The sequence below is a fragment of the Nocardia testacea NBRC 100365 genome, assembly GCF_000308775.1.
Taxonomy (GTDB): Bacteria; Actinomycetota; Actinomycetes; order Mycobacteriales; family Mycobacteriaceae; genus Nocardia; species Nocardia testacea.
The window spans coordinates 1-9029 of record NZ_BAGJ01000045.1 but is presented as its reverse complement, the minus strand read 5'-3'; the positions used below and the strand labels follow the sequence as shown (position 1 = coordinate 9029).

Here is a 9029-nt window from a genome sequence, read left to right as displayed (position 1 = left end):
GGGTCGGTATCGGTGGAGTACACCACCGCCGCCTCGCGCTCGATATTGAGCACCTCCACCGTGGTGGTGGCGAAATCGGGCAGCTTCAGGGTCTGGCTGGCCAGGTTCGCCACGGTCGGGGTGGCACCCAGGCCGACCTCCACGAAGCGTTCCACGCCCAGCTCGCCGAACAGCAGGTCCTGGGTCTCGATCCAGCGCACAGGGCTGGCGAACTGCCAGGCCAGCAGTTCGATGAGCACCACGCGGCACAGTTCGCTCGGGCGCTGCGCCCAGGAGTCGAAATCGGCGAGGACGGCGGCGAGCGGCTCCGAGGGCACCAGATCGGCGATCTCGGCGACGAACTCCCGCTCCAGCGAGAACGGCTTGGGCACGAGGTTCGGGATATAGCGCCCGACCAGTACCTCCGGCTGCAGTTCCTCGGGCAGCAGCTGCTCGAGCTTGCCCCGGAACTCCGGCACACCCTTGCGCAGCACGGTGGAATGGAACGGCACATCGATACCGGGCACCAGGATGAAGGCGCGCTTCCCGCCGAATTCCGCCCGGCGACGCTCGATCTCGGCCTCCAGGGCGTCGAGACCGGCGACGGTACCCGCGATGGCGTACTGCGAACCCCGCAGGTTCAGGTTCACCACTTCGAGGAATTCGCCGACCTGCTCGCCGACCCCGGCGACGAAGCCGATGACCTCGTCGTCGGGCAGTCCGATCTGTGAGGGCCGGATGGCGGCCATCCGGTAGTCACTGCGGCCCTGCGCGTCCCGCGGCACCAGCTCGTGCATGGCCGAACCACGCTGGAACACCACCTCGAGCACGGCCTCGAGCGGCAGCACACCGGCCACGGCGGCCAGCGCGTTGTACTCACCGACCGAATGCCCGGCCAGCAGCGCGCCCTCCACGAACGCACCCGCCTCGCGGAGTTCCGCGACCTGGGCGACACCGAGCGTCGCCATGGCGACCTGGGTGAACTGGGTGAGGTGCAGCACACCGTCCGGGTGCCGGTGCTCGACCCCGCGGGCCTTCAGGTAGGTCGGGTTGTCCCGTACCACGGCCAGGATCGAGAAGCCCAGCGCCTCCCGGGTGTGCTTGTCGGCCCGGTCCCAGATGGCCTTGGCGGCCTTGGAACGCGACCGCGCGTCCAGGCCCATCCCCTTGCGCTGGATGCCCTGGCCCGGGAAGGCGTAGACGGTCTTCGGCGCGGCGGTGCGACCGGTCGCGGTCATCACCAGATCACCCTCGGTGCGGCAGGAGACCTCGACGATCTCGTCACCACCGTCGACCGCGACCCGTTCCACCCGCACATCGATCTCGGCACCCGGCCGGACCATACCCAGGAACCGGGTGGTCCAGGCGGTCAACGTGCGCGCCGGCACCGAGGCCTGCGGGTCCACCGCCGACACCGCGTGCTGCGCGGCGGCCGACAGCCACATGCCGTGCACGATCGGGCTGCCCAGGCCGGCGAGTTTCGCGGCGGCATCGCTGGTGTGGATGGGGTTGTGGTCACCGGAGACCGCGGCGAACGCGGCCATACTCCGGGGCGCCACCATGGTGACGTCGCGGCGCCGGCGGCGCGGGGTCTCGGTGGCATCGGCGCTCACAGTGCCCGCGGCCCGCGGCGGATCGGTCAGTTCACCCGCGCCGGTGCGGCCGCGGATGGCGAACCGTTCGGTCAGGCGGGCCAGCGGTACCACGTCCAGGCCCTGATCCCGCATCTCGCCGACGGTGACGTCCACCTCGACCACTCGGCCGAGGTCGGTGTCCACGACCGCGCCGGATTCGGCCCGCACCACGAGAATGCTGGTCTCGCCGGGCAGTTCGCGCAGCAACTCGATCCGGTGGTCCAGATGCACCAGATCCAGCATGCCCTCGATGACGCTGGTGTCGGCCGCGGTCCGCGCCGCGCCCAGCACCCCGAACACCGCCGGCCAGCAGGCGCCCACCAGCACATCCGGCACCGTGCGGCCCAGCGTGCTCAGCTCCGCCGGCAGCCCGGCACCGGTGACTCCGGCGTGATCGGCGACCAGATCCGGCGACCAGGCCAGATTCAGGTGCGCGACATTGCCCTTCACCTCCGGCAGCGCCTGTCCGGCGGCCACTCCGAGCAGCGCGGACATGGCCGCGTCGGCATCGGCTTCGGTCACCACGGGCGCGCCGCCGTTGTAGACGGTCACCGGCACCGTGATGCGGATGCGCACCACATGTCCGGCGTACAGCGGGACGGTCAGTTCCACGTAGTTGTGCTCGGCCTCGGGGCCCTCGGTCTCCACCAGGGTGGCCCCGGTCGGCGGGTGCACCGCGCCCTTCTCGTCCACGGTCCACTCGTGCAGGTCACCCAGCCGGTGCACCGGGTTCACGGTGGCCCGGCCCGACCAGTTCACGTCCGGCGCGGCCAGCACCACATCGATGGGGCCGCTGGTCACCGCGGCGACCCGGCGGGCGTCGACCGCGATCGGCGTCAGGCCGTCGCGAACCAGCTTGTAGGCGGTGTCCTGCTCGAACCGGTCCAGCAGTTCGCCCACGGGCTCGTCCACCCGGGTGATCCCGGCGACGGCGACGGTGCCCGGGATGACGCAGACCTGATCGGCGGAGTACCGCGGATCGTGGGCCTGCCACAGCGAATCCGAACGCCACCAGCGCCGCACGTCCTGATCGACCACCGGAACGAAGTTGACCGGCTTACCCGGCGTCTTGCACAGGGTGATGAAGAACGGCACATCCGCCGGATGCAGCAGGGTCTGCGCCGCCGCCGGGTAGTGCTCGCGCAGCGCCGCGAGCGCGGCGGCGGGGTCTTCCAGGTCCTCGTCGCGGAACAGCGAGTCGATCTCGCCGCGGTCGGCCGGAGCGAGGCGGGCCTCGGCGCGGCGGAGCATCTCGGCGAACCGGTCGCGCCAGCTGATGTCCAGCCATACCGACCGGGTCGCCGCGGTGATCGCGTCACCGAGGTCGGTGCCGCAGTCGAAGTCCTGGCGGCGTTCCTGCCCGATCGCCAGGTCCACGTAGCGCTCGAGCCAGGCCAGGTAGGTCATGCTCGCGACGTCGCCGAAGTAGGGCTTGGCGGTGGCGTCGAGCGCGGCGATGATCTCGGTCCGGCGCCGCGCCACCGCCTCGGCGTCGCCGGCCACCTCGTCGAGCAGGCGGCCGGTACGCGAGGCGGCATTGTCGATTTCGTGGATATCGGCGCCCAGCTGGCTGCGGCCCGAGGCCATTCCGCCGCTCGCGGTGCCCGCGCCGACCCAGTCCGGGGTGCCGGGGGTGTCGACCAGCAGCTGCTTCACCTCGGGTGCGGTGGTGGCCTCCAGCGTCGCCATCGCCGCGGTACCCACCAGCACGCCGTCCAGCGGCATGGCCGGGTAGCCGTGCGGCGCCGACCAGGCGCCGGTCAGGTACTCGGTGGCCCGCTCCGGGGTGCCGATCCCGCCGCCGACGCAGACCACGACGTTTCCGTGGGCGCGCAGTTCGGCGTAGGTCTCGAGCAGGAGATCGTCCAGGTCCTCCCAGGAGTGGTGCCCACCGGCCTTACCACCCTCGATATGCATGATCACCGGGTAGTCCGGCACCGCGTCGGCGATCCGGAGCACCGCGCGGATCTGCGCGACGGTGCCCGGTTTGAACGCGACGTGGCTGATCCCCACCTCGGTCAGTTCTTCGATCAGCGCGACGGCTTCCTCGAGCTCCGGGATACCGGCGGTCACGATCACGCCGTCGAACGGAGCGCCCGCCGCGCGGGACCGCTGAACCAGCCGCTTTCCGCCCAGCTGCAGCTTCCACAGGTATGGGTCCAGGAACAGCGAATTGAACTGCACCTGCCGACCCGGGTGCAAGAGCTCCTGCAAGTCGGCGACCCGATCGGCGAAGATCTGCTCGGTCACCTGGCCGCCGCCGGCCAGTTCCGCCCAGTGCCCGGCATTGGCCGCGGCCGCGACGATCTTCGCGTCCACCGTGGTCGGGGTCATCCCCGCCAGCAGAATGGGCGAACGTCCGGTGAGCTTGGTGAACGCGGTCTCCACCACGATCCGCCCGTTCGGCAGCCGCACCGGCCGCGGCGCGAACGTGGTCCACGGCTGCGCGACCTCCGGCGTGGCGCCCGGGGTCAGCAGACTGCGCTGGCCGGCCCGGGTGGCCGCGGCGATCATGCCGACGCCGCTGCCCTTGAGCGAACCACCACTGACACGGGAGAGCAGATCACCCGGGCCGAGGTCCAGGATCCACTCGGCGCCGGTGGCCACCACCTCGTCCACGGTCGCGACCCAGTCGACCGGCTCGACCAGGATGTCGCGGGCCAGCTGTCCGGCGAGTTCGGTGTCGAGCCCGCACTGCCCGGCCCACCCGGTGACCAGTTCGACGGTGTCGGCGAGCGCCGGGTGGTGGAACGCGACATCGACATCGAGGTCTTCGAAGACCGGCGCGAACACCGCACCGCCGCGCTGTTTGGCCGACCGCTCACGATCCTGTTCGGCGTGCAGCTGCTCGCAGCGCTGCTGCACGCGGCGCAGCTGGTCGGGGGTGCCGGACAGCACCACCCGGCGTCGGCCGTTGCGAATCGACAGCACCGCGGCCGCCATCGGGTCCACACCCGCCGAGACCTCGGCGAGCACCGCCCGCAGTTCGTCGGGATCGACATTGGATACCGCGACCATCGAGGACCGCTCGCCCACCGGCATCAGGCCGCGCCGCCGCGCGACCAGTCCGGCCGCGGCGCCGACCAACTGGGCGATGGCGAGCATCTCCGCGTCCCGCTCCCCGCCGGCGCGCACCGCGGCCGCCGCCAGCAGCCCCTGCGAATGACCGACCACCGCGACCGGCGCGAACTCGGCCGGGTCCAGCCCCTGCAGCCGCAGCGCCCGCAGCGCGGCGAGCTGGGTCAGCAGGACGCCCGGCATCGATACCGCCGCCGAGCGCAGTACCCGCTCCGGCGGCGCGTCCGAGGTGTCGGTCTCGTCGTCGGCGAGCTCGTCCTCCAACATCCAGGCGACGGGGTCGAATCCCACCGGGCGCACCACCAGCAGCTGGTCCGCGACCGGGCCCAGCAGAGTGGCCGCCTCGTTGACCAGCGCGGTGAGTTCGGGTTCCAGGGCGGCATCGCGGCCGATCTCGGCCAGTTCACCCAGCCAGCTGGCGCCCTGCCCGCCGAAGGCGAGCGCGTACGGGGTGCCTTCCCGCAACCGGTCCAGCAGCGGCGTGCGATTCGTCTCGGTCACGGTCCTGCCTGCGGCCGCGTCCACCCGGTGTCCGGCCCCGGACGCAGTGCTCTCGTTGATCGTCAAGACGCTTCGACTTTCTCTCGTGGCGACATGTCTTCGGAGACTTCCCCGGCTCCCAGTCCACGCACGGGTGGTCCACACCCGTCGGCCTGCTCTCAGCGAGAATGGCACAAAATCATGAGGGAATCCTCACGTTTGCCTGCCCGTGCGTCACCTACCGATCAGTATTCGTGCACCCCTGTACCAGAATTCGCGGAAACATGAACCTCCCTCATGTTTGAACCCGCTGGTGAGGACCCATCCTTACCTGCGCGAAACGTGAGCACTCCTCATATTGTCGGTTACCCAATCGTTATAATCGCAGGTGGGGTTACCGGCGAGTACAAAACTCCGCCCCGCGTCTTCGCGATCCGCCGACGGACCGGTAGAGTTTGGACGGTCGTACCACCAAGCGCGAGTGGCGAAATTGGCAGACGCGCCAGATTTAGGTTCTGGTGTCCACGGACGTGGGGGTTCAAGTCCCCCCTCGCGCACCTCCCCCGACCGGGCGATCCCCGGTACCGCCCCGGGCTTCGGCCCACCCTGGGCCGGTCCCGCCCCCGGCCCTCCGCAGCCACCCCCGCCCTCGGGCTTCATCACTTCCAGAAGTACTGTCGCAAAACATTTCCGGTCATCGACCCGCCGCCGCGCCCTGCCGAACCGCGTACCCAACGGGGGTAGAGTAACCACGACCGGCACGGACCGGCCGTGGACGCGACGCTCGGGAAGGAAGGTGTGCCGATGACGATCACGACGCGCACCCCCGCCGTGGCCTCCCGGCGCAACCCGCGACCCCGGGGCACGGCGATCATGGTCGTCCTGGCGGCGCTGGCGTTGCTGTCGCCCCTGCTGCACTGCGATCTCGTCCCCGCAGCGGCAGCGCACGCCCGAGCGCACGAGGCCGTGACCGCGGCCGGCCACCACGAGCGCACCGGTGATCCGGCCGGAAGTCACTGCACGGCCCATGCGGTGCACTGCGTATCCCAGGTGGTGCTGCCCGCTCGCGTCCCCGATCCATTCGCCCTGGTCCTCTTGGTGACACTGACCCTCGTCGCGACGGTCGCGCTCTCGCTCGCGCCCACCGCCGGACGCTGGATCCGGGGACCCCCGGCCGGCGCGCTCGCCGCCGGTGGCCGCGAGATCCTCACCCGCTTCTGTATCGCCCGGCGCTGATCGGCCCGCCCGGACGCCCCGATGGGGCCGTCCGGAGCCCGCTGCCGACCATCCGCCACCGGATCCGAATGGATCCGATACAGAAAGCGACAGTCATGAACAATGTGGTCCTGCCCGAATGGGCGGAGCAGACCACCACGGGAATCGTTTCGATGCCCGGCACCGCCCTGACGCCTCCGGCCCTCGTGGGCAACACGCCGGTGCTGTGGGTCGGCGCCCCGCTCGCTCCCGCCGGGCGCGGATTCTGGGCCAAACTCGAGGGCAGTAATCCCGGCGGGATGAAGGACCGCCCCGCCCTGCACATGGTGCGGCGCGCGCGGGAGCGCGGCGATCTCACGCCGGGAGCGCGGATCGTGGAGTCCACCAGCGGCACCCTGGGTCTGGGCCTGGCACTGGCCGGAGTGGCCTACCACCACCCGGTCACCCTGGTCACCGATCCCGGCCTGGAACCGATCGTGGAACAGTTGCTGACGGCGTACGGCGCCACCGTGGATGTGGTGCCCGCGCCGGACCCGGTCGGCGGATGGCAGCAGGCGCGCCGCGACCGAGTGGCGGGGATACTGGCGGCGGATCCGGCGGCGTGGTGCCCGGACCAGTACAACAATCCCGACAATGTGGCCGGGTACGAGTCGCTGGGCGTGGAACTGATCGAACAACTGGGCGGCGTGGACGTGCTCGTCTGCGCGGTGGGCACCGGCGGTCACTCCGCGGGGGTAGCGCGGGTGCTGCGCCGATTCGATCCCGACCTGAAACTCATCGGCGTGGACACCGTGTCCTCCACCATCTTCGGGCAACCCGCGGGACCGCGGCTCATGCGCGGGCTCGGGTCCAGCATCTACCCCGCCAACGTCGACTACGCCGCGTTCGACGAGGTCCACTGGATCGCCCCGGCCGAAGCGGTGTGGGCCTGCCGGACGCTGGCCACCACCCATCACGCGACCGGCGGCTGGAGCGTCGGTGCGGTGGCCCTGGTCGCGGGCTGGGCCGCCGGACAGTTCGATGCCGATGTCCAGATCGCCGCGATCTTCCCCGACGGCCCGCAACGCTATTTCGACACCGTCTTCAGCGACGAGTACTGCCGCGCGCACGATCTGCTCGGCGCGGCGCCACCGGCCGGGCCGACCACGGTGTCCTCCCCGTTCGAGGCGGAGTTCCGCACGTGGACCCGCTGCGCGACAGTGGTGGATCCGCGCGGGCGTCTCGCCTTCGAAGGAGCCCGCGGATGAACACTCTCGCCACGTTCCGCAGCTTCGACACCCCGGTCCGGCTGCTGATGATCAACCAGTTCGGAATCAATCTCGGCTTCTACATGTTGATGCCGTTTCTGGCCGGGTATCTGGCCGGTCCGCTCGGGCTCGCCGCGTGGGCCGTGGGACTGGTGCTGGGCGTGCGGAATTTCTCCCAGCAGGGCATGTTCCTGATCGGCGGAACCCTGGCCGACCGCCTGGGCTACAAACCCCTGATCGTGGCCGGATGCCTGTTGCGCACGGGTGGTTTCGCGCTGCTGGTGTTCGCCACCGGCCTGCCCGCATTGCTGATCGCCTCGGCCGCCACCGGATTCGCCGGGGCACTGTTCAATCCGGCGGTCCGCGCCTATCTCGCCGCCGGATCCGGGTCGCGCCGGGTGGAAGCCTTCGCCCTGTTCAATATCTTCTACCAGGCCGGAATTCTCGCGGGCCCGCTGATCGGGGTCGGGCTGCTGACACTCGATTTCCGGGTGGTGGCCGCCGCGGCCGCGCTCGTGTTCGCCGTGCTGACCGTAGCCCAGCTGCTGGCGCTGCCGGCGGGACCCGAACTGCCCGCTCAGGCTCGGGTACCGGTGCGGGCGGCCTGGTCGGGTGTGCTGCGCAACCGCCGGTTCGTGGCGTTCTCGCTGGCGATGATCGGGTCCTACATTCTGTCCTTCCAGATGTATCTCGCGCTGCCGCTGCAGGCGGAGCTGATCGCCGGAGAGGGCGCCCAGTGGCTGGTCTCCGCGCTCTTCGTGATCTCCGGGGTGATCGCGGTGGCCGGCCAGTTGCGTATCACGGCGTGGTTCCGGGCACGCTGGGGCACCGGGCGCGCCCTGGTCGCCGGGATGACGATCCTGGCCGGCGCCTTCCTGCCGCCGGCCCTGGTCCCCGTCCCGGGCCGATTCGGCACCTGGGCCGCGGCCGCCGCCCTGCTGATCTCGGCGGCCGTGCTGGCCGTCGGGACCGCCGCGGTGTTCCCGTTCGAGATGGACACGGTCGTCACGCTCGCCGGAGACCGGCTGGTGGCCACCTACTACGGCTTCTACAACAGCGTGGTCGGTATCGGCATCCTGATCGGCAATCTCGCGACGGGTGCCGTATTCGGAGCCGCTCGGGCGGCGAATGCCGAGGCGTTGGTCTGGATCGGGCTCGCCCTGATCGGAGCCCTCTCCGCGGTGGCCCTGGCTCGCCTCCGCCCGGCCGGGGCCGATGATGCGGGTGTACCTGCACCTGCCACACCCCACGGCGCGGCAGCGGCGGAGCCCGGTCCCCGGGCCGGCCGCGGCAGCTGAGCTCCCGGGCGGGCCCCGACAGGCCGGCTTTCGGCTGCGACCCGGCCGGGCGGGCCGGCCCCGGCGCAGACGGGCAGGTGCTCGGACGGACGCGTACA

At 70.9% G+C, this 9029-nt stretch carries 4 protein-coding genes and 1 tRNA gene; 4 read left to right on the top strand and 1 reads right to left on the bottom strand.

The window, feature by feature from the left end:
- On the bottom strand, nt 1-5258 hold a 5258-nt coding region (locus tag ON38_RS06400; protein ID WP_039823163.1), incomplete at its 3' end, for a fatty acid synthase subunit beta domain-containing protein.
- 388 nt (nt 5259-5646) lie between these two features.
- Here ON38_RS06400 and ON38_RS06395 point away from each other — a divergent pair.
- The 4 genes from ON38_RS06395 to ON38_RS06380 all read left to right on the top strand — a co-directional run bounded on the left by ON38_RS06395 (nt 5647) and on the right by ON38_RS06380 (nt 8931).
- A tRNA-Leu gene (locus ON38_RS06395) sits at nt 5647-5728 on the top strand.
- Between the two features lie 247 nt (nt 5729-5975).
- Nucleotides 5976-6407, top strand: coding sequence for a putative copper homeostasis (lipo)protein LpqS (gene lpqS, locus ON38_RS06390; RefSeq protein WP_157181681.1), 432 nt, complete (start codon nt 5976-5978; stop codon nt 6405-6407).
- Nucleotides 6408-6502: 95 nt separating this feature from the next.
- Nucleotides 6503-7633, top strand: coding sequence for a PLP-dependent cysteine synthase family protein (locus ON38_RS06385; RefSeq protein ID WP_039823166.1), 1131 nt, complete (start codon nt 6503-6505; stop codon nt 7631-7633).
- Nucleotides 7630-8931: an MFS transporter gene (locus ON38_RS06380; protein ID WP_083872328.1), complete on the top strand. Its 1302-nt coding sequence runs from the start codon at nt 7630-7632 to the stop codon at nt 8929-8931. The genes ON38_RS06385 and ON38_RS06380 overlap by 4 nt, the downstream gene beginning before the upstream one ends.
- Nucleotides 8932-9029: the final 98 nt, after the last annotated feature.

What these genes read in the sequence shown, in the direction of transcription:
- lpqS (WP_157181681.1), top strand. Translation starts at nt 5,976, where the DNA reads ATGACGATCACGACGCGCACCCCCGCCGTGGCCTCCCGGCGCAACCCG.
- ON38_RS06380 (WP_083872328.1), top strand. Translation starts at nt 7,630, where the DNA reads ATGAACACTCTCGCCACGTTCCGCAGCTTCGACACCCCGGTCCGGCTG.
- ON38_RS06385 (WP_039823166.1), top strand. Translation starts at nt 6,503, where the DNA reads ATGAACAATGTGGTCCTGCCCGAATGGGCGGAGCAGACCACCACGGGA.